At 61.5% G+C, this 26,277-nt stretch carries 21 protein-coding genes; 18 read left to right on the top strand and 3 right to left on the bottom strand.

Annotation, left to right across the window (positions count from 1 at the left end):
* The first annotated feature begins 58 nt into the window (after positions 1 to 58).
* Entirely contained in the window at positions 59 to 508 is a 450-nt protein-coding gene (locus CDO35_RS14540) for an Hsp20 family protein (RefSeq protein WP_092374829.1), read from the top strand.
* Positions 509 to 610: 102 nt separating this feature from the next.
* Here the strand turns inward: CDO35_RS14540 and CDO35_RS14545 are convergent, their stop codons facing one another.
* Both CDO35_RS14545 and CDO35_RS14550 read right to left on the bottom strand, forming a co-directional pair.
* Positions 611 to 3,889, bottom strand: a complete 3,279-nt coding sequence (locus CDO35_RS14545; RefSeq protein WP_099525414.1) for a sensor domain-containing protein — start codon at positions 3,887 to 3,889, stop codon at positions 611 to 613.
* Between the two features lie 102 nt (positions 3,890 to 3,991).
* Positions 3,992 to 4,873 (bottom strand): LysR family transcriptional regulator, encoded by an 882-nt coding sequence (locus tag CDO35_RS14550; protein WP_099525523.1) that lies wholly within the window; start codon positions 4,871 to 4,873, stop codon positions 3,992 to 3,994.
* 224 nt (positions 4,874 to 5,097) lie between these two features.
* On the opposite strand from CDO35_RS14550, the gene leuC reads away from it, so the two are divergent.
* The 15 genes from leuC (at position 5,098) to CDO35_RS14625 (ending at position 22,437) form a co-directional block, all read left to right on the top strand.
* Positions 5,098 to 6,525, top strand: a complete 1,428-nt coding sequence (leuC, locus tag CDO35_RS14555) for a 3-isopropylmalate dehydratase large subunit (RefSeq protein ID WP_099525415.1) — start codon at positions 5,098 to 5,100, stop codon at positions 6,523 to 6,525.
* An 11-nt stretch (positions 6,526 to 6,536) separates the two neighbouring features.
* Positions 6,537 to 7,184, top strand: coding sequence for a 3-isopropylmalate dehydratase small subunit (gene leuD / locus CDO35_RS14560; protein ID WP_099525416.1), 648 nt, complete (start codon positions 6,537 to 6,539; stop codon positions 7,182 to 7,184).
* 87 nt (positions 7,185 to 7,271) lie between these two features.
* Positions 7,272 to 8,354: a 3-isopropylmalate dehydrogenase gene (gene leuB / locus CDO35_RS14565; RefSeq protein WP_099525417.1), complete on the top strand. Its 1,083-nt coding sequence runs from the start codon at positions 7,272 to 7,274 to the stop codon at positions 8,352 to 8,354.
* Between the two features lie 56 nt (positions 8,355 to 8,410).
* Positions 8,411 to 9,523, top strand: a complete 1,113-nt coding sequence (gene asd, locus CDO35_RS14570) for an aspartate-semialdehyde dehydrogenase (RefSeq protein ID WP_099525418.1) — start codon at positions 8,411 to 8,413, stop codon at positions 9,521 to 9,523.
* A 141-nt stretch (positions 9,524 to 9,664) separates the two neighbouring features.
* On the top strand, positions 9,665 to 10,675 hold the full coding sequence (locus CDO35_RS14575; protein ID WP_099525419.1) for an aspartate-semialdehyde dehydrogenase: 1,011 nt from the start codon (positions 9,665 to 9,667) through the stop codon (positions 10,673 to 10,675).
* A gap of 155 nt (positions 10,676 to 10,830) precedes the next feature.
* Positions 10,831 to 13,662, top strand: a complete 2,832-nt coding sequence (locus tag CDO35_RS14580; protein WP_099525420.1) for a motility hub landmark protein FimV — start codon at positions 10,831 to 10,833, stop codon at positions 13,660 to 13,662.
* 7 nt (positions 13,663 to 13,669) lie between these two features.
* A complete protein-coding gene (gene truA, locus CDO35_RS14585) occupies positions 13,670 to 14,533 on the top strand; it encodes a tRNA pseudouridine(38-40) synthase TruA (RefSeq protein ID WP_099525421.1) in 864 nt (287 codons plus the stop codon).
* A gap of 24 nt (positions 14,534 to 14,557) precedes the next feature.
* Entirely contained in the window at positions 14,558 to 15,211 is a 654-nt protein-coding gene (locus CDO35_RS14590; RefSeq protein WP_099525422.1) for a phosphoribosylanthranilate isomerase, read from the top strand.
* A gap of 139 nt (positions 15,212 to 15,350) precedes the next feature.
* Entirely contained in the window at positions 15,351 to 16,235 is an 885-nt protein-coding gene (gene accD / locus CDO35_RS14595; RefSeq protein WP_099525423.1) for an acetyl-CoA carboxylase, carboxyltransferase subunit beta, read from the top strand.
* Positions 16,232 to 17,509, top strand: coding sequence for a bifunctional tetrahydrofolate synthase/dihydrofolate synthase (gene folC / locus CDO35_RS14600; RefSeq protein ID WP_099525424.1), 1,278 nt, complete (start codon positions 16,232 to 16,234; stop codon positions 17,507 to 17,509). Before accD ends, folC begins: the two co-directional genes overlap by 4 nt.
* A gap of 14 nt (positions 17,510 to 17,523) precedes the next feature.
* On the top strand, positions 17,524 to 18,141 hold the full coding sequence (locus CDO35_RS14605; protein WP_099525425.1) for an SPOR domain-containing protein: 618 nt from the start codon (positions 17,524 to 17,526) through the stop codon (positions 18,139 to 18,141).
* Positions 18,142 to 18,227: 86 nt separating this feature from the next.
* On the top strand, positions 18,228 to 18,749 hold the full coding sequence (locus CDO35_RS14610; protein WP_099525426.1) for a CvpA family protein: 522 nt from the start codon (positions 18,228 to 18,230) through the stop codon (positions 18,747 to 18,749).
* 75 nt (positions 18,750 to 18,824) lie between these two features.
* On the top strand, positions 18,825 to 20,333 hold the full coding sequence (gene purF / locus CDO35_RS14615; RefSeq protein WP_099525427.1) for an amidophosphoribosyltransferase: 1,509 nt from the start codon (positions 18,825 to 18,827) through the stop codon (positions 20,331 to 20,333).
* A 113-nt stretch (positions 20,334 to 20,446) separates the two neighbouring features.
* Positions 20,447 to 21,658: an O-succinylhomoserine sulfhydrylase gene (locus CDO35_RS14620; RefSeq protein ID WP_099525428.1), complete on the top strand. Its 1,212-nt coding sequence runs from the start codon at positions 20,447 to 20,449 to the stop codon at positions 21,656 to 21,658.
* A 2-nt stretch (positions 21,659 to 21,660) separates the two neighbouring features.
* Positions 21,661 to 22,437 carry an SDR family oxidoreductase gene (locus tag CDO35_RS14625; protein ID WP_099525429.1) on the top strand — a complete coding sequence of 259 codons (777 nt, stop codon included), beginning with the start codon at positions 21,661 to 21,663 and terminating at the stop codon, positions 22,435 to 22,437.
* Positions 22,438 to 22,563: 126 nt separating this feature from the next.
* Here CDO35_RS14625 and CDO35_RS14630 read toward each other — a convergent pair whose 3' ends face one another.
* The gene (locus tag CDO35_RS14630; protein ID WP_099525430.1) at positions 22,564 to 24,228 is read right to left on the bottom strand and encodes an electron transfer flavoprotein-ubiquinone oxidoreductase; all 1,665 of its coding nucleotides are present in this window, start codon (positions 24,226 to 24,228) and stop codon (positions 22,564 to 22,566) included.
* 323 nt (positions 24,229 to 24,551) lie between these two features.
* On the opposite strand from CDO35_RS14630, the gene CDO35_RS14635 reads away from it, so the two are divergent.
* Together CDO35_RS14635 and CDO35_RS14640 are read left to right on the top strand one after the other, a co-directional pair.
* Positions 24,552 to 25,301 (top strand): electron transfer flavoprotein subunit beta/FixA family protein, encoded by a 750-nt coding sequence (locus CDO35_RS14635; protein WP_012018936.1) that lies wholly within the window; start codon positions 24,552 to 24,554, stop codon positions 25,299 to 25,301.
* A complete protein-coding gene (locus tag CDO35_RS14640; protein ID WP_099525431.1) occupies positions 25,302 to 26,231 on the top strand; it encodes an electron transfer flavoprotein subunit alpha/FixB family protein in 930 nt (309 codons plus the stop codon). It abuts the gene before it with no gap.
* Positions 26,232 to 26,277 lie beyond the last annotated feature (46 nt).

Here is a 26,277-nt window from a genome sequence, read left to right on the forward strand (position 1 = left end):
GGATGCCGAAGTCGGGTTCCGCGATATGACACTTGCTGAAATCTTCAGGAGATTACTCATGAGCAACGTACTGTCCCTGGCCCCTCTGTTCCGCCAGTCCGTCGGTTTCGACCGTTTCAATGATCTTTTCGAATCTGCCCTGCGCAGCAATGACGCCGGCAGTTCTTACCCGCCCTACAACGTCGAGAAGCATGGCGAAGACCACTACCGTATCGTGGTCGCGGCTGCCGGCTTCGAGGATGACGACCTGGAGTTGCAGGTCGAGCGGGGCGTGCTGACCGTGGTTGGCAACAAGCGTGATCGCAGCGCCGAGAGCGTTAGCTACCTGCATCAGGGTATCGCTCAGCGTGCCTTCAAACTGTCCTTCCGCCTGGCTGACCATATCGAGGTCAAAGGCGCCAACCTGGTCAACGGTCTGCTTCATGTCGAACTGGAGCGTATCGTGCCGGAAGAGGCCAAGGCCAAGCGCATCCCGATCGGCAGCCAGCGTCCGGCGCTGGAAAACTGAGCCTCGAGCTGACCGAGAAGGCGCCCCATGGGGCGCCTTCTTCGTTTCAAGAGACGGGTAGGGTGTGCCGTGCGCACCGAGGGCGTTACCAGGTTACGACTGCTACCTTCCCAGCAGCTCGCAGAAGACTTCCTGCGGTAGCGGCTTGCTGAACAGATAACCCTGGTAGAGGTGGCAGCCCTGCGCTTGCAGGAAGTCGAGCTGGTCCTGCTGTTCGACGCCTTCGGCGATCAGCGCCAGGCCCAGGCTGCGGGCCATGGCGACGATGGCACGAATGATCTCTGCATCGTTGGGGTCGTTGGTGGCGTCACGCACGAACGACTGATCGATCTTCAGCATGTCTACCGGCAGGCGCTTGAGGTAGGTCAGCGAGCTGTAGCCAGTGCCGAAGTCGTCCATGGCGAAGCTGACGCCATGCTTCTTCAGGCGCAGCATCTTGCCGACGGTGTCGTCGATATTCTGAATGACGATGCCTTCGGTGATCTCCAGCTTGAGCATGGCATTGGGTAACTGGCTGTCGCGCAGGCTTTTGGCGACCCGCTCGACGAAGTCGTGCTGACGGAACTGGCGGGGGCTGATGTTGACGCACAGGCTGAAACGTTCGCTGTCGACCAAGCCGTCCACGAGTAGCTGTGAGCAGAAATGGCAGGCCTCGGCCAGCACCCAGCCGCCGACCTCAACGATCAGCCCGCTTTCTTCCAGTACCTGGATGAATTGCGCGGGCGACTGTGGGCCCAGCTGTGGATGCTGCCAGCGCAGAAGCGCCTCGGCGCCGACCACCTTGCCGTCACGGGCATCGACCTGGGGTTGGAAGTGCAGTTCGAATTCGCCGCGTGCTAGAGCCAGGCGCAGGTCGTTCTCCAGGCGCAGGCGTGCGCTGGCGGCGTCCTGCATGGTGGTGCGAAACAGCTGGATGGCGTTGCGCCCGGAGTCTTTGGCGCGATAGAGGGCGATATCCGCGCGCTTGAGCAAATCGGCCGGGGTGTTGCCGTGGTCGGGGATAAGCGCAACGCCGATGCTCGGGGTCACCTGCAGACGGTGACCGTCCAGCAGCATGGGTTCGGCGAGCAACTGGCGTAGCTTGTCGGCAACCTGCCGAACATGGCGGGTCACTTCCGAGCGCTTGCCCTGCAGGCCGGAGAGCAGCACCACGAATTCGTCGCCGCCGAGGCGGGCGACGGTGTCCTCCAGGCGCACGCTGGCTTCCAGGCGCGCGGTGATCAGACGCAGTACCGAGTCGCCGACGGGGTGACCGAGCGAGTCGTTGATGTGCTTGAAGTGGTCGAGGTCGAGAAACAGCAGGGCGCCGCGCAGTTCATGGCGCTTGAGCAGGGCAATCTGCTGGGTCAGGCGATCCATCAGCAGGGCGCGGTTGGGCAGGTTGGTCAACGCATCGTGATAGGCCAGGTGCTGGACCTGCGCCTGGGCCTGCTTCAGTTCACTGATGTCGCGCGCGGTGAGCAGCAGGCAGGGCACATCATTGAGTTCGATGGGTTGCACGGACACGTCGACCAGGCGTACTTCGCCGTCGCGGTGGCGGCCGTGCATTTCCATGTGCAGCACCTGGCCGTGCTGGGTCAGGTGCTCGATCATGCGCACGCGCTCTTCGGGGTAGGCCCAGATGCTCAGCTCATGCACCGTGCGGCCGATCACTTCCCAGTCCAGGTAACCGGTGATGCGGGTAAAGCCTTCGTTGATCTCGATATAGCGGCCGGTATCACGTTCAGTGATGGTGATGGCGTCCGGGCTGGAGTGGAAGGCCTTGGCAAATTTCTCTTCCGAGGCTTGCAGGCGCTGCTCGCGCAGCAGCCGCTCGCTGATATCGACCAGGGTACCGACCATGCGCTGTGGTTGACCGGCATCGTCGAGCTGCAGCTTGGCGGTGCTTTCGAGAAAGCGCAGGCCGCCATTGTCCAGCTGTACGCGATAAGTGACCTGATAGTGACTGCGGCGCTCCTCTACCAGGCGCTGGTAACTCTGGCGCAGGCTGTGTCGATCTTCCATCGGCACCTGGTGGAAGAAGTCGAGGAAGGCGCCTTCGAACGGTCGTGACTCCAGGCCCTGCAGCTGCGATGCTCGGGCGCTGGCGAACAGTCGGCTACTGGGGATGTGCCAGTCCCAGGTGCCCAGGTCGGCAGATTCCAGCGCCAGGCGCAGGCGCTGCTTGCTCTCTTTGAGCGCCTGCTCCTGCGCGCGTTGCTCGGTGATGTTGCGCACGGTGAGTACCAGGCAGGTGGTACCGTTCAACTCTATTTCGCCGCCGAACAGCAAGTTACTGGTGACGCTACCGTCGCGGCTGAACAGCCGTACCTCAAGATTGTTCAGGCGCCCGGCTTGTACCGCGTCGAGCATACGTTGACGGTCGCTGGGGTCCGCCCATATGCCTAGCTCCAGTGATGTGTGGCCCACGGCTTCGGCGCTGCGCCAACCAAATTGCTGCTCGAAACTCGGGTTGACCTCGATGAAGCGGCCGGTGGCCCGGTCGGTAATGGCCACCGCGTCGGGGGTGTGCATAAAGGCCTTGGCGAATTTTTCCTCGCTGGCACGCAGCGCATTTTCTGCGCGCTTGCGTTCGCTGGTATCGAGGAAGGTGCAGAGCATCAGGCGCTCGCCCTGCAACTCGATGTACTGGCTCGATAGAACTCCGTCGAGAATCGCATCGCTGCGTGTGCGCAGCTGGACTTCCTGGATCACCGGCTCCCGGCTTTGCGGGGCCTGCTGGCGCAGATGGTCGCGCTGGCTGGCGTGTACCCAGAGGTTCAGGTCGTGGGTGTGGCGGCCGAGAGTTTCGCTGGCCGTCCAGCCGAACGCCTGGGTGAAGTGCTGGTTGATCTCGATGATCGCGCTGTCGTCGTAGCGCACCAGCATCATGATGTCGGGACTCAGACGGAACAGGCTGGCGAAGCGCTCCTCGGATGCACGCAGGGCCTCGGCGCGCTCTTGCTGGGCGCTGATATCGCGGATCACCCCGAACATGCGCGGGCGGCCGTCGGCCTCGTACTGCAGGCTGCCGGTGATCTCCAGCCAGTGCAGGCTGCCGTCCGGCCAGCGGATACGATGGCGCAAGGCATTGGCGATCTGCTCGCCTTTGAGGATGGCGTTGAATTTCGCCAGGACCTCGGCGCGCTCCTCTTCAGGGATCAGTTCGATGTAATGCAGCTCACGCGTTACCGGGCGATTGGGGTCGAGGCCAAACAGGGCCTGAGCGCCGCGAGACCAGTTGACCTGGCCACTGCGAATGTCCCAATACCAGGTGCCGAGATGGGCGCCGTTCAGCGCGGCTAGCAAACGCGGCGCATCCTGCCAGGTCTGCTCGAATTCGGCGGGGTCCATCGCCGGTATGTGTGGCAGGGGCGGGGTCTGGTCAGTCGATCTGGCCATGGCCGTACCTTCCTCTGGAGTGCGCGATGCGCGGGGCGGGCGTTAGAGGCATGTAGATATGTTTTTGTCTTTATGTCGCCACGTTAGTCTCAGTTCGGATGCCTATGCAAGATCATCCCGCTGGCTGTCGAGCAGATCCATGAATGCCCGTGCGGCATTCGACAGGGTGCGCTCGGTATGCAGGATGTAGCCTAACTGGCGGGTCAACTGGATGCCCGGTATCGGCAGGCGCGCGACCTGCTCGTCGAGCATGGTGCGCGGCAGCACGCTCCAGGCCAGGCCGATGGAAACCATCATCTTGATGGTTTCCAGGTAGTTGGTGCTCATGGCGATATTGGGTGTCAGACCCTGGGCTTCGAACAGGCGCTGCACGATATGGTGGGTAAAGGTGTTGCCGCCAGGAAAGACGGCCGGATGCTGCGCCACGTCGGCCAGGCTGATCACTTGGCTGCGGGCCAGCGGATGTTCCGGTGCGGCGACGAAATCCAATGGGTCGTCCCACACGGCGATGGCGCGGATCGGTTCGCGGGTTTCCGGGGCGAGGGTGATCACTGCCAGTTCGGCGCGACCATGCAGGACTTCTTCATATGCCACTTCCGAATCGAGGAACTGGATGTCCAGCGCCACCTGCGGGTGGGCGCGGGTGAAGGCGCGTAGCAGAGCGGGCAGGCGATGCAAGCCGATATGGTGGCTGGTGGCCAGGGTCAGACGGCCGCTGACTTCACCGGACAGGTTGGTCAGCGCGCGACGGGTATCGTCCAGCACGTTGAGAATCTGGTAGGCGCGCGGCAGCAGAGCGCGACCTGCCTGGGTGAGGCCAATCTCGCGGCCGAGGCGGTCGAACAGGCGCACGCCCAACTGTTGTTCCAGGCCGGCGATGCGTTTGCTCACGGCGGGTTGGGTCAGGTGCAGGCGCTCGCCGGCTTCGGAAAAACTGCCCGTCTCGGCGATGGCGATGAAGGCGTTGAGGTTGGCCAGATCCATGGAGCGCTCCGAGTAAATGATGATGCCCTGAGCATACATTCCTCTACGGAATCCTTTGAATAAAAAATATGAATTTGAGTTATTTCGTGCCTGGCCATAGCATTCTCCCCATAAGCCGAAGGGCCATTTTTGCCCAGGCATAGAAAGGTGCACTTCTGACGCCGGGCGGTGATAACGCAGGCAGTTTACGGATGTGCTCAAAAGGCGCTGATGAGGTAAGGCTGATGACTGGCAAGACGCTCTACGACAAGCTCTGGGAAATGCACGAAGTGAAACGTCGCGATGACGGTTCCTCGTTGATCTACATCGATCGTCACATCCTTCATGAAGTGACCTCGCCGCAGGCCTTCGAAGGTCTGCGTCTGGCCGGGCGCAAGCCGTGGCGCATCGATGCCAACATCGCCACGCCGGATCACAACGTGCCGACCACCAAGGCCGAGCGTCAGGGCGGTCTCGAAGCCATCGCCGACGAGGTCTCGCGTATCCAGGTGCAGACCCTGGACGAGAACTGCGATGACTTCGGCATTCTCGAATTCAAGATGAACGACGTGCGTCAGGGCATCGTCCATGTGGTCGGCCCGGAGCAGGGCGCGACCTTGCCGGGCATGACCGTGGTTTGCGGCGACTCGCATACCTCGACCCATGGCGCCTTCGGTGCGCTGGCCCACGGCATCGGCACCTCGGAAGTCGAGCACGTGCTCGCCACCCAGTGCCTGGTGGCCAAGAAGATGAAGAACATGCAGGTGCGCGTCGAAGGCAAACTGCCTTTCGGCGTCACTGCCAAGGACATCGTGCTGGCCGTGATCGGCAAGATCGGCACCGCCGGAGGTAACGGCCATGCACTGGAATTCGCCGGTAGCGCGATCCGCGATCTGTCGCTGGAAGGGCGCATGACCATCTGCAACATGTCCATCGAAGCTGGTGCCCGTGTCGGCCTGGTGGCGGTGGACGAGAAAACCATCGCCTACGTCAAGGATCGTCCGTTCGCGCCCAAGGGCAGCGACTGGGACAAGGCCGTGGCGCAGTGGCAGAACCTGGTGTCCGACGCCGATGCGGTGTTCGACACCGTGGTCGAGCTGAAAGCCGAAGACATCAAGCCGCAGGTCAGCTGGGGTACTTCGCCGGAAATGGTCCTGGCCGTCGACCAGAACGTGCCGGACCCGGCCGTTGAAGCCGACCCGGTGAAAAAGGACTCGATCACCCGTGCGCTGAAATACATGGGCCTCTCCGCGAACCAGCCGATCACCGATATCCAGCTGGACCGCGTATTCATCGGCTCCTGCACCAACTCGCGCATCGAAGACCTGCGCGCCGCTGCAGAGGTAGCCAAGGGCCGCAAGGTCGCCGCCACCGTCAAACAGGCGCTGGTGGTGCCGGGCTCCGGTCTGGTCAAGGCGCAAGCCGAGGCGGAAGGCCTGGACAAGATCTTCATCGAAGCCGGTTTCGAATGGCGTGAACCAGGTTGCTCCATGTGCCTGGCGATGAACCCGGACAAACTGGGCAGCGGCGAGCATTGTGCCTCTACCTCCAACCGTAACTTCGAAGGCCGTCAGGGCGCTGGTGGTCGTACCCACCTGGTCAGCCCGGCCATGGCTGCCGCTGCCGCAGTGACCGGCCGCTTTATCGACGTTCGTGAATTGATCCAGGCCTGAGGAGACCGCACATGAAAGCTTTCACCCAACACACCGGCCTGGTCTGCCCGCTCGATCGCGCCAACGTCGACACCGACCAGATCATTCCCAAGCAGTTCTTGAAGTCGATCAAGCGCACCGGCTTCGGCCCCAACCTGTTCGACGAGTGGCGCTACCTGGATGTCGGTCAGCCGAATCAGGACAACTCCAAGCGCCCGGTCAACAAGGATTTCGTGCTCAACTTCCCGCGTTACCAGGGCGCCAGTGTGCTGCTGGCGCGCGAGAACTTCGGCTGCGGCTCTTCGCGTGAGCACGCACCCTGGGCGCTGGACGAGTACGGTTTCCGCACCGTCATCGCGCCGAGCTTCGCCGACATCTTCTTCAACAACAGCTTCAAGAACGGCCTGCTGCCGATCATCCTCAAGGATGAAGAGGTCGATGCGCTGTTCGAGCAGGCCGAGGCCACCGAAGGGTATCAACTGACCGTCGACCTCGAAGCGCAGACCGTGACCCGTCCCGACGGCGTGCAGTACAGCTTCGAAGTCGACGCCTTTCGCAAGCACTGCCTGCTCAATGGCCTGGACGATATCGGCCTGACTCTGCAGGATCAGGAAGCGATCAAGGCGTTCGAGGTTGGCTATCAGCAGAGCAGCCCCTGGCTGTTCGGCGCGATCAAGTAAGGCGTTCGATAGGATGCGCTATGCGCGCCTGATTTAAGACTATTTAAGTGGTGCGCACGGCGCACCCTACGGTTCGATGAGGATGTGATGAGCAAGCAGATTCTGGTTCTCCCAGGTGATGGTATCGGCCCGGAAATCATGGCCGAGGCGGTCAAGGTGCTTAACCTGGCCAATGACAAGTACTCCCTGGGGTTCGAGCTGAGTTTCGATGATCTGGGTGGCGCTGCTATCGACCGTTATGGCGTGCCGCTGGCCGACGAGACCCTGGCGCGCGCCAAGGCTGCCGATGCCGTGCTGCTCGGCGCCGTAGGCGGGCCGAAGTGGGATACCATCGATCCGGCCATTCGCCCGGAACGCGGTCTGCTGAAGATCCGTTCGCAACTGGGCCTGTTCGGCAATCTGCGTCCGGCCATCCTCTACCCGCAACTGGCCGAGGCTTCCAGCCTCAAGCCGGAAGTGGTCGCTGGTCTGGATATCCTCATCGTGCGTGAGCTGACCGGTGGCATCTACTTCGGTCAGCCGCGCGAGAGCAAGGTGCTGGAAAACGGCGAGCGCATGGCCTACGACACGCTGCCGTACAGCGAGAGCGAAATTCGCCGCATCGCCAAGGTCGGTTTCGATATGGCCCGCGTGCGCGGCAAGAAACTGTGCTCGGTGGACAAGGCCAACGTCCTGGCGTCCAGCCAACTGTGGCGTGCCGTGGTCGAGGAAGTGGCCAAGGACTACCTGGACGTCGAACTGAGCCACATGTACGTCGACAACGCCGCCATGCAACTGGTGCGCGCGCCCAAGCAATTCGACGTAATGGTCACCGACAACATGTTTGGTGACATTTTGTCTGACGAAGCTTCGATGCTCACTGGTTCCATCGGCATGCTGCCGTCGGCATCCTTGGACGCCAACAACAAGGGCATGTACGAGCCGTGCCATGGCTCCGCGCCGGACATTGCCGGCAAGGGCATCGCCAACCCGCTGGCCACCATTCTCTCGGTGTCCATGATGCTGCGTTACAGCTTCGGCCAGGTTGCTGCTGCCGATGCCATCGAGAAAGCGGTGAGCCTGGTGCTGGATCAGGGCCTGCGTACCGGTGATATCTGGTCCGAGGGCAAGACCAAGGTCGGTACCGCCGCGATGGGTGATGCAGTAGTCGAAGCGCTGCGTAGTCTGTAATCTTCCCAGCCCCGCCGGGGTGGTTCCGGCGGGCTGTTTATATAGGTGTAGTCGTTATGAAACGTGTAGGTCTGATCGGTTGGCGTGGCATGGTTGGTTCCGTGCTCATGCAGCGCATGCTGGAAGAGCGGGACTTCGACCTGATCGAGCCGGTGTTCTTCACCACTTCCAATGTCGGTGGCCAAGGCCCGGCCATTGGCAAGGACATCGCTGCGCTGAAAGATGCCTACAGCATTGACGACCTGAAAGGCCTGGACGTGATCCTGACCTGCCAGGGCGGTGACTACACCAGCGAAGTCTTCCCCAAGCTGCGTGAAGCCGGCTGGCAGGGCTACTGGATCGATGCAGCCTCCAGCCTGCGTATGGATGATGAGTCGGTGATCGTGCTCGATCCGGTCAACCGCAAGGTCATCGACCAGGCGCTGGATGCTGGCACCAAGAACTACATCGGCGGCAACTGCACCGTCAGCCTGATGCTGATGGCGTTGGGTGGTCTCTACGAAGCCGGTCTGGTCGAGTGGATGAGCGCCATGACCTACCAGGCCGCTTCCGGTGCTGGCGCCCAGAACATGCGCGAGCTGATCAAGCAGATGGGCGCGATCAATGCCAGTGTCGCCGATGATCTGGCCGATCCGGCCAGTGCCATCCTCGATATCGACCGCAAGGTCGCCGAAGCCATGCGTGGCGAAGGTTTCCCGGTGGACAACTTCGGCGTGCCGCTGGCCGGCAGCCTGATCCCCTACATCGACAAGGAACTGCCGAACGGGCAGAGCCGTGAAGAGTGGAAGGCCCAGGCCGAGACCAACAAGATCCTCGGTCGCTTCAAGAACCCCATTCCGGTCGACGGCATCTGCGTGCGCATCGGCGCCATGCGTTGCCACAGCCAGGCACTGACCATCAAGCTGAACAAGGATGTGCCGATGGCTGACATCGAAGGCCTGATCAGCCAGCACAATCCCTGGGTCAAGTTGGTGCCGAACCACCGCGAAGATTCCATCCGTGACCTCGGCCCGACTGCCGTGACCGGCACCCTGAGCGTTCCGGTCGGCCGTCTGCGTAAACTCAACATGGGCTCGCAGTTCCTGGGCGCGTTCACTGTGGGTGACCAGTTGCTGTGGGGCGCTGCTGAGCCGCTGCGTCGCATGCTGCGGATCCTTCTGGAGCGCTAAGCGTCGGGCGGGACATCCGGAGTCAAACAAAGCCCTTCTGTTTCGGCAGAGGGGCTTTGTCTTTTCAGGGCTGAGCAAGTCGATTGCCTGGGCGATGGGGCGCAGTTACAGTGCCGCTCCCTCTGCGTCTTAGGTCAGCTCATGAGTCAGTCCATCAATATCGCCGTGATCGGCGCCACCAGCAACGTCGGCGAAGCTCTGGTCGAATTGCTCGAAGAGCGTGAGTTCCCGGTGAAGGACCTGCATCTGCTGGCCAGCAGTGAATCGGCTGGGCAGAGTCTGTCGTTCCGTGGTCGGCAGGTGCGGGTCAGATCGCTCGATGCCTTCGATTTCGCCCAGGTACAACTGGCGTTCTTTGCCGCGGGACCTGAAGTGACGCGCAGTCATCATGAGCGCGTGATAGCAGCCGGTTGCTCGATCGTAGATCTGAGCGCGGCACTGCCGCTGGCGCAAGCGCCATGCGTATTACCTGAACTTGGCGCCGCGGGCCTGCCAGTATTGACCCGGCCTTGGTGCGTCAGTGCAGCGACGCCTTCTGCGGTTGCCTGCGCGCTGGTGCTGGCGGCGCTGAAGCCTGTACTGCAGCCGCAGCAGTTGCAGGTGACTGCGATGCTGTCGATCTCCACCCTGGGGCGTAGCGGTGTGCAGGAGTTGGCGCGGCAGACCGCTGAGCTGCTCAACGCGCGCCCGCTGGAGCCCAAGACGGTGGATCGACAGATCGCGTTCAACCTGCTGGCCCAGGTCGGCGAAGTGGATGACCAGGGGCATGCTCAATTGGAGAAGCGTCTGGCTGCCGAGATCCAGCAGTTGTTGGGTCTGCCTGGGCTTCCGGTGGCCGCGACCTGCGCCTTGGTGCCAGTGTTCTTTGGCGATAGTCTTGCGCTGGGTGTGTATGCTGATTCGGATATCGATATCAATGCCGTGCAGCAATTGCTCAAGGTGGCGCAGGGCATCGAGTTGGTTGAGGCTGGCGACTATCCGACGGCAGTGGGCGATGCGGTGGGGCAGGATCAGGTCTACGTAGGGCGCGTCCGTCGTGGCGTGGACGATCCACGGCAACTCAATTTGTGGATTGCGTCTGATAATGTAAGAAAAGGCGCCGCCCTAAATGCTGTGCAGATAGCTGAGTTATTGATAAAACACTATCTGTAAAAGATACTTACCTAGAAATTTGAAGAATCTTTCTAGCTTGGCAATACTGGCTGAGTTGATTGCTGAATGGGGAGCCGCTCGTAGAGCGGAGGCAGGCAGCAGTTCTCAAGACCCTCTCGCATGCCGAGAAAAAAGATAAAACAAGGGATAACGCTATGGTTCGGGTTCGCAAACTGGTGCTGGCAATCGCAGCTGCTTCCGCGCTGTCTTCCGGTATGGCGCATGCGCTGGGGTTGGGTGAAGTTACCCTGCAATCTTCGCTGAATCAGCCGTTGGTAGCGGAAATCGAACTGCTGGAGGTGCGCGATCTGGCCTCCAACGAGGTGATTCCGAATCTCGCGTCCCCTGAAGAGTTCGTCAAGGCGGGTGTCGACCGCCAGTACTTCCTGACTGATCTCAAATTCACTCCCGTATTGAAGCCCAACGGCAAGAGCGTGATTCGCGTCACCTCGAGCAAGGTGGTGCGTGAACCTTACCTCAACTTCCTGGTAGAGGTGCTTTGGCCGAATGGTCGATTGCTGCGTGAATACACCCTGCTGCTCGACCCACCGCTTTACTCTCCGCAAACTACCGTAGCCGCTGCGCCGCAGCTGCCCATCGCCGCGCCTGCACCGCGTCCGTCTGCGGCTCCTGCTCCTGCACCACGCAGCGCTGCACCCGCTCCGGCTCCGCGTCCTGCCGCGCCGACGCCAGCGTCGCGCGCCATTTCCGGTAACGAATACAGAACCACTGCCAACGATACGCTTTGGGAAATCGCCCAGCGCGTCGGTGGTGGCTCTTCGGTCAATCAGACCATGCTGGCCATCCAGGATCTGAACCCTGATGCCTTCATCGGCGGCAACATCAACCGCATGAAGAGTGGCCAAGTACTGCGCCTGCCGGACGAACAGCAGATTCGCAGTCGCAGCAATGCCGAGGCGATCGCCCAGGTCGCCGAGCAGAATGCCGCCTGGCGTGAGGGTCGCGCTGTAGCCTCGCGTCAACTGGATGCCACTCGCCGTACCACTGCTGGCGCCGCACCTGCGACTGCCGAAGCGAGCGACAGCCTGAAGCTGGTTGCTGCTGAGGCAGGTCAGTCCACTCGCGGTAGCGATACGGGCTCTGCTGGTAGCAAGGCATTGGCCGACAAACTGGCAGTGACCCAGGAAAGTCTTGATTCGACCCGTCGTGAGAACGCCGAACTGCAGAGTCGTGTAGGTGATCTGCAAAGTCAGTTGGACAAGCTGCAGCGTTTGATGGAGCTGAAGGACAATCAACTGGCCAAGTTGCAGGCTGAACTGTCGGCAGAGCCCGTAGCGCCTGCCCCTGATGCAGTGCAAGAGCCGCCTGCGGAAACTCCGGCAGCGGCGCCTGAGGCCGCACCGCCCGCTGCGGAAGCGGCGACGCCGCCGACTACGCCGCCTGAGGAGGCGGCGCCTGACTACAACTATTCCGAGGAACCGGCTGCGCCTGTCGAGGACAGCGCCGCCGCAACCGAACAGCCGGCCAGTGAGCCGGCTGCTGCCGTTGAGCCGGCCGCCCCGGCCAAGCCTGTCGAAGCAGCCAAGCCTGCAGCGCCTGCACCGGCTCCAGCCCCAGCCCCAGCCCCGCAGAGCTTCATTGATGACCTGATGGCCAACCCGATGACGCTGGGCCTGGCGGGTGGTGGTGCGCTTCTGCTCCTGTTGGTTGGCCTCATGGCGCTGTCGCGCCGCAACGCTCAGAAAGAGTCCGAGCTGCAAGATGAACTGGCTGACGAACTGTCCCAGGATCAGGCGTTCGCCTCCGATCTGGACATGCCTGAAGACAGCTTCGCAGGTCTCGACGACGAGCCTGTCCAAGCAGCCCAAGCCGCTGGCGAGGAACGCGTGACGGCGCAGACCGGCGACGCACTGGGTGAAGCAGATATCTACATTGCATACGGGCGCTTTAATCAGGCGGCCGAGCTGCTGCAAAACGCGATCAACGACGAGCCGCATCGTGCTGATCTGCGTCTGAAACTGATGGAGGTCTACGCCGAGCTGGGTGACCGCGAAGGCTTTGCCCGTCAGGACAACGAGCTGCGCGAGATCGGCGGTGTTAATGCAGAAGCCGAGCAGCTGAAGTCCAAGTATCCGGCGATCGCTGCCTTTGCGGGAGCTGGTGCGGTGGCCGCGGCTACCTCCGCCGATGACGACATGAGCGAGTTCAGTCTGGATGACCTCAGCCTGGATGAGCCAGCTGCAGAGGCGCCTACCGCCACTGGTGGCGATCTGGATGATGCTTTCGGCCTGAGCCTCGACGACCTGGAAGCTGATCTGGAGAGTGATGTTCAGTCCGCCCAGGCTGAGCAAGCGCCGTTGTCGCTGGACGATGATCTGGACTTCGGTCTGGTCGATGAGCCCGTCGCACCGGCTGCTTCTGCTGATGACGATCTGAGCTTCGATCTGGCCCTGGATGATGACAAGGTCGAACTGTCCCAGCCGGCCGACGATCTGTCCGCCTTCAGTCTGGACCTGGATGAGCCGGCTCCGGCTGCCAGCGACGAAGCTGACGATTTCCTGCTGAGCCTCGATGACGACGCGCCGCTGAGCCAGCCGGCCGACGACCTGTCCGATCTGAGTCTCGATCTGGCTGACGATAAGTCATCTGGTGAGCTTGATCTGCCGGCTGACTTCGATCTCTCGCTCGAAGACGAAACGCCGGCTCAGCCTACTGTTGCTCCCGATAGCTTCGCCGCGCAGCTGGACGAGGTAACCGCCGAGCTGGATCAGCTGTCGACTGATTTCGAGGAGCCACAAGCAGCTCCGCTGGCACCGGCCAGTAGCCTGTCCAGCGATCTGGATGGCGATGATGACTTCGACTTCCTGTCCGGGACCGATGAGACCGCGACCAAGCTGGATCTGGCTCGGGCTTACATCGATATGGGCGACACCGAAGGTGCGCGCGACATTCTTGATGAAGTAATTGCCGAAGGCAGTGATGCTCAGCAGCAAGAAGCTCGCGAGATGATTGCCAAGATGGTTTGATTGATACATGTCTGACGCAGTACCTGTAGCGGCCGCCGAAATGGCGGCCGCTGGCTTTTTCAGAATCGCCCTGGGCCTCGAATACAAGGGCGCGCGCTATCGTGGTTTTCAACGCCAGGGGCCCAAGGTTCCGACGATCCAGGAACACCTGGAAACGGCCTTGTCCAAGGTCGCTGGTGGTGCCCCAGTCAGCATTCTGTGCGCAGGGCGTACCGATGCCTCTGTGCATTCCAGTGGCCAGGTGGTGCACTTCGACACCACTGTCGAGCGCTCGCTGCATGCCTGGATCATGGGCGCCAACATGAATTTGCCCAGTGATATCAGCGTGACCTGGGCGAAGGTGATGCCGGCACACTTTCATGCGCGCTTTTCGGCCATGGCGCGGCGCTACCGCTACGTGATCTACAGCGATCCGATCCGCCCGGCGCACATGGCCGAGGAAGTTACCTGGAACCATCGCCCGCTGGATGTCGCACGCATGCGTGAGGCCGCTCGGGCGCTGGTCGGGACGCATGATTTCAGCGCCTTCCGGGCGATGCGTTGTCAGGCTAAATCACCAATCAAGACAGTGCATCACCTGCAACTGATCGAGCATGGCCGCTTCATCGTGCTGGATATCCGCGCCAATGCTTTTCTGCACCATATGGTGCGAAACATTGCTGGTGTGTTGATGACCATTGGGGCTGGCGAACGACCTCCAGAGTGGGCGCGCGAGGTACTCGAGCGCGGCGATCGACATAGCGGGGGAGTGACAGCGCATCCCTACGGCTTATATCTGATACAGGTCGATTACCCGGATGAGTTCGAATTGCCGCAACGCTATCTCGGGCCGCATTTTCTCTCCGGTCTGCCGGACGTGCGACAGCCATAACCCTTTGTTACCATCCGAGCCCGGATGGCGAGAGGTATGAACGTGACGGTCGTGCGCAGCAAGATTTGTGGTATCACCCGCATCGAGGATGCTCTGGCGGCGGTAGCGGCCGGAGCCGATGCCATCGGCCTGGTGTTCTACGGGAAAAGCCCGCGAGCAGTCGGTGTCGAGCAGGCCGCAGCTATCGTGCAGGCGTTACCGCCGTTCGTGACCACTGTCGGGCTGTTCGTCGACATGCCCCGCGACCAGCTGCAGCAGTTGCTGCAGCGCCTGCCGCTGGATCTGCTGCAGTTTCATGGTGATGAATCGCCGGCTGACTGTGAGGGCCATGGTCGCCCCTACATCAAGGCGCTGCGGGTCCGCCCCGGTGAGGACGTGGCTGCAGCCATGGCGCCCTACAGTGGTGCGCGGGGTATTCTGTTGGATACCTTCGTCGAGGGCGTGCCAGGTGGTACGGGGGCTTCGTTTGATTGGTCGCTGGTGCCTGAAAATGCCGCCAAGCCAATCATCCTGGCCGGTGGCCTCGATGCGGACAATGTTGCGGCGGCCATTCGCCAGGTTCGCCCCTATGCCGTGGATGTCAGTGGTGGGGTCGAGGCCAGTAAAGGCATAAAGGATGCAGGCAAGATTCGCGCATTCGTGCAGGCGGTGCGTGATGCTCGATGTGACGGCAATTGAGGCAGGGCCGTCAATTAGCCTGTCACGCCGCCATGGGCTCGTTTCGATGGGCTCTGGGTGCGGCAGAAAAGAATTGCTGGAGATGGGCGTTTCACGATGAGGCGTTCATCCGAACCAACGGTTATGGAGAAATGACAGCATGAGCAACTGGTTGGTAGACAAACTCATTCCCTCGATCATGCGTTCCGAGGTGAAGAAGAGCTCTGTGCCCGAGGGCCTGTGGCACAAATGTCCGTCCTGTGATGCCGTGCTCTACCGTCCCGAGCTGGAAAAGACACTCGATGTCTGCCCCAAGTGCAATCACCACATGCGTATCGGTGCTCGCGCACGCATCGACATTTTCCTTGATGCCGAAGGCCGTGAGGAAATCGGTGCTGATCTGGAGCCGGTCGATCGCCTGAAATTCCGCGACAGCAAGAAGTACAAGGACCGTCTGGCCGGTGCGCAGAAGCAGACTGGCGAGAAGGATGCACTGATCTCCATGAGCGGCACCCTCGAAGGCATGCCGATCGCCGTTTGCGCGTTCGAGTTCTCCTTCATGGGCGGGTCGATGGGTGCCATCGTCGGCGAGCGTTTCGTTCAGGCGGCCAATGTCGCACTGGAAAAACGCTGCCCGCTGGTGTGCTTCTCTGCTTCCGGTGGTGCGCGCATGCAGGAAGCGCTGATCTCGCTGATGCAGATGGCCAAGACCTCGGCGGCTCTGGCGCGCTTGCGTGAAGAGGGCCTGCCGTTCATCTCCGTACTGACCGATCCGGTTTATGGCGGCGTCTCCGCCAGTTTGGCGATGCTTGGTGACGTCATCGTGGCCGAGCCGAAAGCGCTGATCGGTTTTGCCGGTCCACGCGTGATCGAGCAGACCGTACGCGAGAAATTGCCGGAAGGCTTCCAGCGTAGCGAGTTCCTCATCGAACATGGCGCCATCGACATGATCATTTCGCGCGACGAACTGCGTCCGCGCCTGGCGCGTCTGCTTGCGCAAATGATGAATCGTCCCTCTCCGGTTTCCCTGCCGGCCACTGCATGACCGAACGTAGCCTGGGCGAGTGGCTCGCCTACCTCGAGCAGTTGCATCCGTCGGCCATCGACATGGGCCTGGAGCGCTCGCGTGAGGTGGCGCAGCGGCTCGGTCTGGGCAAGCCTGCGCCATTGGTGGTTACCGTCACGGGCACCAATGGCAAAGGCTCTACCTGTGCCTTTCTCGCCGGTCTGATCGCAGCTCAGGGGCAGCGCGTCGGTGTCTACAGTTCACCGCACCTGCTGCGTTATAACGAGCGTGTGCTTGTGCAGGGGCGAGAAGCTAGCGACGACGACTTATGCCAGGCTTTTGCGGCGGTCGAAGCCGCGCGCGGCGAGATCTCCCTGACCTATTTCGAGATGGGCACGCTGGCTGCTTTCTGGTTGTTCGAGCGTGCTCAGTTGGATGCCGTGGTGCTTGAGGTCGGTCTCGGTGGGCGCCTTGATGCGGTGAATCTGGTCGATGCCGATCTGGCTCTGATCACCAGCATTGGCCTGGATCATGCTGACTGGCTGGGCGATACCCGCGAGTCGGTCGCCTTCGAAAAGGCCGGGATCATGCGTGCTGGCATGCCCGCGTTGTGCGGTGATCTCGACCCGCCGCAGCCCCTGCTGGAGCAGGCGGTGACCCTGGACACGCCGTTGTTCCTGCGTGGTCGCGACTACGACCTCAGTGTGCAGGCGCAGGACTGGTCCTGGTATGGCCTTGACGTCAAAGGCCAGGTACTGCGACTCGAACACCTGCCTCTTCTCGATCTGCCAATGGAAAACGCGGCGCTGGCGTTGCAGGCCTATGCGCTTCTGCCGCTGCCGTGGAATCACCAGCAGATCGTTCAGGCCCTGCTCGCCACGCGGGTAACCGGGCGTCTGGATCGTCGCGCGCTGGATTGGCGAGGCAAGTCACTCACACTGTTGCTCGATGTTGGGCATAATCCTCATGCGGCTGATTATCTGGCGCAGCGCCTGGAGAGTCGCCCGCTGAATGGAAAACGCTGGGCGGTGTTCGGTTTGTTGGCCGACAAGGACTTGCCTGGCGTGGTGGCGCCGCTTCTGAGTCTGGTTGCTGGCTGGGCCGTTGCGCCGCTGGATACGCCGCGTTCACGCTCTGCCGATGACCTGGCTGAGCACCTGCGGGGGCAGGGCATGCTGGTGGCGCAATACCCGGATGTGCGTGCCGCGCTCGATGCGCAGTGCGAGCAGGCGGCAGAGGGTGACGAGATACTGTTGTTCGGATCGTTTTTCTGCGTGGCCGAGGCCCTGGATTGGCTGGCCCGCCCGGCTTGATAAGGGGATTGGGGATGGCAATGCTGGACAGTGGGCTCAAGCAGCGCATGGTTGGTGCTCTGGTGCTGGTGGCACTAGCGGTGATTTTCCTGCCGATGCTGCTGTCGCGCGAAGATGAGATGCGTCGCGTGGTGGTAGATGCGCCGGCCATGCCGCAAGCGCCGGCTACGGCCGAGATCATCGTAGAGCCTGCCGAGGTCGTTGAGCCCGAAGAGTTGCCGCAGGAACCGGTTCCCGTCGAAGAGGTGGAGCCTCAGGTCGTCGAGGTGCCCGAGCAGCCCAAGCCGACTCCGCCGCCCGTTGCGCAGCAGAGCGCACCTGATCCGGTCAAGACCGAGCAAGCGACAAGCACTGCTCCTGCCAAGCCGGAAGGGCGCCTGGACGCCAATAGCCTGCCGATCAGTTGGTCGGTGCAGTTGGCCAGTCTGTCCAGTCGCGCTGGGGCAGAAAATCTGCAGAAAACCCTGCGCAGCCAGGGATACAACGCCTATATCCGTGCCTTCGATGGCATGAACCGGGTGTTCGTCGGTCCGCTGATCGAGCGCGCCGAAGCCGAGCGTTTGCGTGATCAGCTCAATCGCCAGCACAAGCTCAGCGGTTTTGTCGTGCGCTTCCAGCCGGAAGCAGGCTAAGCAAGCAAGGGACTTTGCAGTGCCTGGTTACTCGATGTGCCGGGCTCTGCTAAAATGCTCCGCCTTTTCCGCTGGTAGGCCGCACCGTGGTATTCACCTGGGTCGATTGGGCGATCATCGCCGTCATCGCCATTTCTAGTTTGATCAGTCTCAAGCGCGGTTTCGTCAAGGAAGCCTTGTCGCTGCTGACCTGGATCATCGCAGGTGTGGTCGCCTGGATGTTCGGTGGCGCACTGGCCCAGCATCTCGTCGAATTTATCGAAACGCCTTCTGCGCGGGTCATCGCGGCCTGTGCCATTCTCTTCATCGCCACCTTGCTGGTGGGTGCTTTGGTCAATTTCCTCATTGGCGAGCTGATCCGCGTGACAGGCCTGTCCGGTACCGACCGTTTTCTCGGTATGGTTTTCGGCGCCGCGCGTGGTGGTTTGTTGGTGGTACTGCTGGTCGGGCTGATCAGCCTGGCGCCAGTAGAGCAGGATACGTGGTGGCAACAGTCGCAACTGGTGCCGCATTTTCTGATGGTCGCCGACTGGTCGAAGAACCTCATTCTGGGGTGGTCCGATCAGTGGTCTACCGGTAGATCGGCTCACCCAGCTGATCTGCTTTAAAAGAGTGGCCGCTGCGGAGTAACCGCTGCATCGGTCGCTGAATTAGCCTGAACTATCTAGCAGGGGTCGTGGCACATGTGTGGCATCGTCGGTATCGTCGGTAAATCGAACGTCAATCAGGCGCTGTATGACGGGCTCACCGTCCTCCAGCACCGCGGCCAGGATGCTGCCGGTATTGTCACCAGCCATGATGGCCGCCTGTTCCTGCGCAAGGACAACGGCCTGGTGCGTGACGTGTTCCAGCAGCGCCACATGCAGCGCCTGGTTGGCCATATGGGCATCGGCCATGTGCGCTACCCGACCGCTGGCAGTTCCAGTTCGGCCGAAGCTCAGCCGTTCTACGTTAACTCGCCGTACGGCATCACCTTGGCGCATAACGGTAACCTGACCAACGTCGAGCAGTTGGCCAAGGAAATCTACGAGTCCGACCTGCGCCACGTGAACACCAATTCCGACTCGGAAGTGCTGCTCAACGTGTTCGCCCACGAACTGGCCCAGCGCGGCAAGCTGCAGCCCACCGAGGAAGACGTGTTCGCCGCCGTTACCCACGTGCACGAGCGCTGCCTGGGCGGTTACGCCGTGGTGGCAATGATCACTGGCTATGGCATCGTCGGCTTCCGTGACCCCAACGGCATTCGCCCGATCGTATTTGGCCAGCGTCATACCGACGAAGGCGTCGAGTACATGATCGCCTCCGAGAGCGTATCGCTGGACGTGCTGGGCTTCACCCTGATCCGCGATCTGGCACCGGGCGAGGCTGTCTACATCACTGAAGAGGGCAAGTTGTTCACCCGCCAGTGCGCGGCAAACCCGCAGTACGCGCCCTGCATCTTCGAGCACGTTTACCTGGCGCGCCCGGACTCGATCATGGACGGTATCTCGGTGTACAAGGCGCGTCTGCGCATGGGCGAGAAGCTGGCCGACAAGATCCTGCGCGAGCGTCCAGAGCACGATATCGACGTGGTCATCCCGATTCCCGACACCAGCCGCACGGCGGCGCTGGAGCTGGCCAATCACCTGGGCGTGAAATTCCGCGAAGGTTTCGTCAAGAACCGCTACATCGGCCGTACCTTCATCATGCCCGGCCAGGCGGCACGCAAGAAATCCGTGCGGCAGAAACTCAACGCCATCGAGCTGGAGTTCCGCGGCAAGAACGTGATGCTGGTGGATGACTCCATCGTGCGTGGCACGACCTGCAAGCAGATCATTCAGATGGCCCGCGAGGCCGGCGCGAAGAATGTCTACTTCTGCTCTGCGGCCCCGGCAGTGCGCTACCCGAATGTCTACGGTATCGACATGCCCAGCGCCCATGAGCTGATTGCCCATGGCCGTACCACCGAGGAAGTCTGCGAGCTGATCGGTGCCGACTGGCTGATCTATCAGGATCTGCCGGATCTGATCGAAGCGGTCAGCGGCAGCAAGAAGATCAAGATCGATAACTTCGACTGCGCGGTGTTTGACGGGAAGTACGTCACTGGCGACGTCGATGAGGCCTACCTGGATAAGATCGAGCAGGCGCGTAATGATGCCAGCAAGGTCAAGTCGCAGGCAGTCAGCGCGATCATCGATCTGTATAACAACTGATGCGAGCGGGCAGGGCAGCGGTCCTGCCCGGTCCGTAGCCCGGATGCAATCCGGGGGAATGTCACTCTGAATTTCCCGGATTGCATCCGGGCTACTTTTTGTGAGGTAGCGATATGACTCTGGAATGGGAAGCCGGCAGGCTGGACAGTGACCTGGATGGCGTAGGCTTCGACACCTTGGCCGTGCGTGCAGGTCAGCACCGTTCGCCTGAGGGCGAGCATGGCGAAGCGTTGTATTTGACCTCCAGTTACGTGTTTCGTACCGCTGCCGATGCCGCCGCGCGTTTTGCTGGCGAAGTGCCGGGCAACGTCTATTCGCGCTATACCAACCCTACCGTACGTACCTTCGAAGAGCGCATTGCCGCACTGGAAGGCGCCGAGCAGGCGGTGGCCACTGCCTCCGGCATGTCGGCGATTCTTGCCATTGTCATGAGCCTGTGCAGTGGCGGTGACCATGTGTTGGTGTCGCGCAGCGTATTTGGTTCGACCATCAGCCTGTTCGAGAAGTACCTCAAGCGCTTTGGCATCGAGGTGGATTACGTACCGCTGGCGGATCTGGATGCCTGGCAGGGCGCGTTCAAGCCCAATACCAAGCTGCTGTTCGTCGAGTCGCCTTCCAATCCGCTGGCCGAACTGGTGGATATCGCCGTACTGGCCGAGATCGCCCATGCTCGCGGCGCGCTTCTGGCGGTGGACAACTGTTTCTGCACGCCGGCCCTGCAGCAGCCGCTGAAACTTGGCGCAGATATCGTCATGCATTCGGCGACCAAGTACATCGACGGCCAGGGGCGTGGCCTGGGTGGTGTGGTTGCCGGTCGCAGTGAGCAGATGAAGGAAGTGGTGGGTTTCCTGCGTACCGCCGGGCCGACCCTCAGCCCTTTCAACGCCTGGATGTTCGTCAAGGGCCTGGAGACGCTGCGCATCCGTATGCGCGCGCAGAGCGAGAGTGCCCTGCAACTGGCTCTATGGCTGGAACAGCAGCCGCAGGTCGAGCGTGTGTACTACGCTGGCCTGCCCAGCCATCCGCAGCATGAGCTGGCGAAGAAGCAGCAGAGCGCCTTTGGCGCGGTGGTCAGTTTCGAGGTCAAGGGTGGCCGTGATGCCGCATGGAAAGTGATCGATGGCACTCGCGTCATTTCGATCACCACCAACCTTGGCGACACCAAGACCACCATCGCCCACCCGGCAACCACTTCGCACGGTCGGCTGACGCCACAGGAGCGCGCCAATGCTGGCATCCGCGACAGCCTGATTCGCGTTGCAGTGGGCCTGGAAGAGCTGGAAGACCTCAAGGCAGACCTGGCGCGCGGCCTGGCCGCACTCTGAGCATGTTGGAGTGGGGCACGAATGACACGCCCAACAATGGGCGTGTCGCGTTGGTCACCGGAGCCGCGCGCGGTATTGGCTTAGGCATCAGCGCCTGGCTGATCACCGAGGGCTGGCAGGTGGTGCTGGCCGACGTGGACCGTGAGCGGGGCTCCAGGGTAGCGCGTGTGCTGGGTAACAATGCCTGGTTCGTCGCCATGGACGTAGCCAAGGAAGATCAGGTCAGTGTCGGCGTTGCCGAGATACTCGGCCAGTTTGGTCGCCTCGATGCACTGGTGTGCAATGCAGCTATCTCCGATCCGCACTCCCCGCCGCTGGAGTCGCTTGATCTCAAGCGCTGGAATCGTACGCTGGCGGTCAACCTGACCGGTGCCATGCTGCTGGCCAAGCACTGCGCGCCTTATCTGCGTGGGCATCGCGGCGCCATCGTCAATATCGCCTCGACCCGTGCCAGCCAGTCCGAAGCCGATTGCGAGGCCTACGCTGCGAGCAAGGGCGGCCTCGTTGCGCTCACGCATGCGCTATCGGTCAGCCTGGGGCCGGAGGTGCGGGTCAACTGCGTTAGCCCTGGCTGGATCGACGCTCGTGACCCGTCGCAGCAACGCCTGGAGCCACTGTCGGTGTTCGATCATGCGCAGCATCCGGTTGGCCGTGTCGGTACGGTAGAGGATGTCGCGGCGCAGGTTGCCTGGCTGCTCTCCGATGCGGCCGGTTTCGTCACCGGGCAGGAGTTCGTCATCGATGGCGGCATGAGCCGCAAGATGATCTACCAAGACTGATTGGTAGGAGCGAGCTCTGCTCGCGAAATGCAGTGTTGCAGGCGCTTCGCGAGCTGCGCTAGCGCCCTACGGACTCGATAGAAACGAAAAAGGCTCCCGAAGGAGCCTTTTTCATGTGTGGCCGAATTACATGTTGGGGTAATTCGGGCCACCGGTGCCTTCCGGCGCAACCCAGGTGATGTTCTGGGCCGGGTCCTTGATGTCGCAGGTCTTGCAGTGCACGCAGTTCTGCGCGTTGATCTGGAATTTCTTCTCGCCGTCTTCCTGCGTCACCACCTCGTACACACCGGCCGGGCAGTAACGCTGCGCCGGTTCGTCGTACAGCGGCAGGTTCTTCGCCAACGGAATGCTCGGGTCAGTGAGCTTCAGGTGGCAGGGCTGCTCTTCTTCGTGGTTGGTGTTGGAGAGGAACACCGAGCTCAGTTTGTCGAAACTGAGTTTGCCGTCCGGTTTCGGGTAGGCGATCTTCTTGCTCTCTGCGGCTGGCTTCAGGCAGGCGTAATCCGGCTTGTTGTCGTGCAGGGTGAAGGGGATCTTGCCGCCGAAGATGTTCTGATCCAGCCAGTTGATGCCGCCGCCAACGATGGCGCCGTACTTGTGGATGGCTGCGCCGAAGTTACGGCTGCGGAACAGCTCGTCGTACAGCCAGCTGGCTTTGAAACCATCGACGTAGTTGTTCAGCTCGTCACCGCCCTCACGGCCGGCTGCCAGAGCTTCGGTGATGGCGTCGGCGGCGAGCATGCCGGATTTCATCGCGGTGTGGCTGCCCTTGATCTTGGCGAAGTTCAGCGTGCCGAGGTCGCAGCCGATCAGGGCGCCACCCGGGAAGACCATCTTCGGCAGCGAATTCAGGCCGCCCTTGGCGATGGCGCGTGCGCCATAGGCGACACGTTTGCCGCCTTCCAGGTACTGGGCAATCACCGGGTGGTGCTTGTAGCGCTGGAATTCGTCGAACGGCGATAGGTGCGGGTTGGCGTAGGACAGGTCGATGATCAGGCCGACCACCACCTGGTTGTTCTCCAGATGATAGAGGAAGGAGCCGCCGGTGTTCTCGGTGCCCATGACGTCCATCGGCCAGCCGGCAGTGTGTACCACCAGGCCCTGGTCATGCTTGGCCGGGTCGATATCCCAGATTTCCTTGATGCCGATGCCGTAATGCTGGGCATCGGCTTCGCTGTCGAGGTTGTACTTCTTGATCAACTGCTTGCCGATGTGGCCACGGCAGCCTTCGGCGAACAGGGTGTACTTGGCACGCAGTTCCATGCCCGGGGTGTAATAGCCTTCCTTCGGATTGCCTTCGCGATCGACGCCCAGATCACCGGTGACGATGCCGCGTACCACGCCGTTTTCGTCGATCAGTGCCTCCTGAGCGGCGAAGCCCGGGTAGATCTCCACACCCAGGTTCTCGGCCTGCTGAGCCAGCCAGCGGCACAGGTTGCCCAGGGAAATAATGTAATTGCCTTCGTTGTGCATAGTTTTCGGCACAAAGAAGTCTGGAATTCGGGTAGCCTTGTCGGCGTCGCGCAGCAGATAGATGTCATCGCGCTTGACCGGGGTGTTCAGCGGGGCGCCGAGCTCTTTCCAGTCGGGGAAGAGTTCATTGAGGGCGCGCGGTTCGAACACTGCACCGGAGAGGATATGAGCGCCAACTTCGGAGCCTTTCTCGACCACGCAGACGCTGATCTCTTGACCCGCTTCAGCGGCTTTCTGCTTCAGTCGGCAGGCGGCGGACAGTCCGGACGGGCCGGCGCCGACGATGACGACGTCGAACTCCATAAATTCGCGTTCCACAGGCTATCTCCTACTCAAGGCTCTTCGATGTTTTATATTGGAGGGCACGGCTCACCCCCTAACCGCGGCGTGGGCATTATATCTACACCCTCTCTGCGGGCCAATACAAACGTTTGTTTGAATTTTCTGTAGGCCTGTTAGAATCGTACTACATCGCGGATGACCGGCCGGTTCGCTGTATTGACCAGGCCAGGCCGCGGGGTCAAGATACGGGCGGTTTTGCGCTCGCCGTCTGGGCTGAAAGGTTGGCTCCTGCCAATTTATATCGCTGACCAGGCTCGCCTTGGCGAGATTCTTATTCACCGGAGAGTAACGAGGAATCCATGAAGGTTCTTGTAGCTGTCAAACGAGTGGTTGACTACAACGTCAAGGTTCGCGTCAAGGCGGACAACAGCGGCGTCGACCTCGCCAACGTCAAGATGTCCATGAACCCCTTCTGCGAAATCGCCGTGGAAGAAGCCGTACGTCTGAAGGAGAAAGGCGTGGCGAGCGAAATCGTCGTCGTCTCCATCGGCCCGGCTACCGCTCAGGAACAGCTGCGCACCGCGCTGGCTCTGGGTGCCGACCGCGCTATCCTGGTCGAATCCAATGACGAGCTGAACTCCCTGGCTGTGGCCAAGCTGCTCAAGGCAGTGGTCGACAAGGAGCAGCCGCAACTGGTGATCATGGGCAAGCAGGCCATCGACAGCGACAACAACCAGACCGGCCAGATGCTCGGCGCCCTGACTGGCTTCGGCCAAGGCACCTTCGCCTCCAAGGTCGAAGTTGCTGGCGACAAGGTCAACGTCACCCGTGAGATCGATGGCGGTCTGCAGACCGTTGCGCTGAACCTGCCGGCGATCGTCACCACCGACCTGCGCCTGAACGAGCCGCGCTATGCGTCGCTGCCGAACATCATGAAGGCCAAGAAGAAGCCGCTGGAAACCGTTACCCCGGACGCCCTGGGCGTTTCCACCGCTTCCACCGTCAAGACCCTGAAAGTCGAAGCGCCGGCTGCTCGCAGCGCTGGCATCAAGGTCAAGTCCGTGGCTGAACTGGTCGAGAAACTGAAGAACGAGGCGAAGGTAATCTAAATGACTATCCTGGTTATCGCTGAACACACCAATGCCGCTCTGGCTGCCGCTACCCTGAACACCGTTGCCGCTGCGCAGAAGATCGGTGGCGACATCCACGTGCTGGTAGCCGGTGCCAACGCTGGCGCTGCTGCCGAAGCCGCTGCCAAGATCGCTGGCGTGGCCAAAGTCCTGGTTGCCGACAACGCTGCCTATGCCAACCAGCTGCCGGAGAACGTTGCTCCGCTGGTAGCCGAGCTGGGCAAAAGCTACAGCCACATCCTGGCCGCCGCCACCAGCAACGGCAAGAACATCCTGCCGCGCGTCGCTGCTGCACTGGACGTCGATCAGATCTCCGAGATCATCGCCGTTGAAAGCGCCGACACCTTCAAGCGCCCGATCTATGCCGGTAACGCCATCGCGACCGTGCAGTCCTCGGCTGCCATCAAGGTGATCACCGTGCGTAGCACCGGTTTTGACGCCGCTGCTGCTGAAGGTGGCTCCGCTGCTGTTGAAGCCGTTTCCGGTCCGGCCGATGCCGGTAAGTCCGCTTTCGTCGGCGAAGAGCTGGCCAAGTCCGACCGTCCGGAGCTGACCGCTGCCAAGATCGTCGTATCCGGCGGCCGTGGTATGGGCAATGGCGACAACTTCAAGCACCTGTACTCCCTGGCTGACAAGCTGGGCGCTGCGGTCGGCGCTTCCCGCGCTGCGGTCGACGCCGGCTTCGTACCGAACGACATGCAGGTCGGTCAGACCGGCAAGATCGTTGCGCCGCAGTTGTACATCGCCGTCGGTATCTCCGGCGCGATCCAGCACCTGGCCGGTATGAAGGACTCCAAGGTGATCGTCGCGATCAACAAGGACGAAGAGGCGCCGATCTTCCAGGTCGCCGACTACGGTCTGGTTGCCGACCTGTTCGAAGCCGTACCGGAGCTGGAGAAGTCGGTCTAAACCGCTTTTCCCGCTACGAAAAACCCGCTCACCAGAGCGGGTTTTT

It is taken from the genome of Pseudomonas sediminis, from assembly GCF_002741105.1.
Lineage (GTDB): Bacteria > Pseudomonadota > Gammaproteobacteria > Pseudomonadales > Pseudomonadaceae > Aquipseudomonas > Aquipseudomonas sediminis.